We start from the raw sequence: 1,382 nt of genomic DNA on the forward strand, positions 1-1,382 counted from the left end.
AGGCGAACATGTGCGTCGGCTCGCCGAAGCTGCCGGGAGCACCCCGGAAGAGATCATCTCGCCTGACGACGGTCCCGACGTCCGCAGTTCCGCGTCCAACAGCGTGATCAGGCATATGTCCGACGCGATCCGGTTCTACATGGAGTTCCATCGAGAGTACGACCAGGGATTTCTTGCTCACATGCATGATCCCTTTGCTGCTGCTGTCGCGCTCGACCCGAGGTTGGCGACGCTGAAACCGGCAACGGTGGATGTCGAAACCGAGAGTCCGCTGCTGATCGGAACGACGGTTGCTGACTGGGTCGGGCACTGGAAGCGTGAGCCCAACGCGGACGTCGCTGTCAGCACCGATCCGGCGGAATTCTTCGATCGACTTGTCCACCGAGTGGGAAAGTTCGCCCGCGCCGTGGGTTGATCGAGCTCGGGACCGGTTATGCTCGCATGGACAGAACACCAACGAACGAGAACAGAAGGACCCTGACGTGCAGATTTCCAGCCACGATGCCTCCCCGGCATTTGCGCTTGGATTGATGGCGTTCTGGCCCACTCGTCGTAGCGCATGCTTCGATCAGGCGTGTTGCTGAGCGGCGATTCTCGCTGCCTGCACCCCTGACTTTGTCGCTTCTTCGCTCGGAGTCTGTCTTCTCATGTTCAACCTTCTTTTGTTCACCCTTGTCGGCGTCGGCGCCCAGCTCGTCGACGGTGCCCTCGGCATGGCCTTCGGTGTCACCGCAACCACTCTGCTGATGATCGGTGGCCTCGGTCCGGCTCAGGCCAGCGCCGCTGTTCACCTGGCCGAGGTCGGCACCACCCTCGCTTCGGGTGTGTCGCATTGGAAGTTCAAGAACATCGACTGGAAGCTGGTCGCCAAGCTCGGTGTGCCCGGCGCCGTCGGTGCATTCATCGGCGCCACCGTGCTCTCGGGTCTGTCCACCGAAGCGGCAGTCCCCATCACGGCGACGATCCTGCTGGCAATCGGTGTCTATGTGGCACTTCGCTTTTCGGTCCGCCCACCGGCCGTGGCCGATGCTCGCACCACCCCGCACACTGCACGTTTCCTGTCCCCGCTCGGCCTGTTCGGTGGTTTCATCGATGCATCCGGCGGTGGTGGTTGGGGCCCGATCACCACCAGCACGCTGCTCTCGCGGGGCAAGACCGCGCCACGCACCGTGATCGGTTCGGTCAGCGCCTCGGAGTTTCTGGTCGCGTCAGCCGCTTCGCTGGGATTTCTTGTCGGATTGGGTCGTGAGTCGGCGGGAAACCTTCTCGTTGTCGCCGGTCTCGCGCTCGGCGGTGTCATCGCAGCACCGTTTGCGGCGTGGCTCGTCAGCCGGGTGCCTGCAACCTTGCTCGGAACAGCGGTGGGTGGCGTGATCGTGTTG

2 protein-coding genes are annotated in these 1,382 nt (G+C 63.1%); both read left to right on the forward strand.

The features are described from left to right. The coding region (locus tag ABT116_RS46515; protein WP_351647288.1) for a nucleoside hydrolase at positions 1–415 on the forward strand (415 nt) is incomplete at its 5' end. Between the two features lie 232 nt (positions 416–647). Continuing rightward, positions 648–1,382, forward strand: a 735-nt coding sequence (locus ABT116_RS46520) for a sulfite exporter TauE/SafE family protein (protein ID WP_351647290.1), incomplete at its 3' end; no start/stop codon positions are given.

It is taken from the genome of Streptomyces sp. NPDC002130, from assembly GCF_040296465.1.
GTDB lineage: Bacteria > Actinomycetota > Actinomycetes > Streptomycetales > Streptomycetaceae > Streptomyces.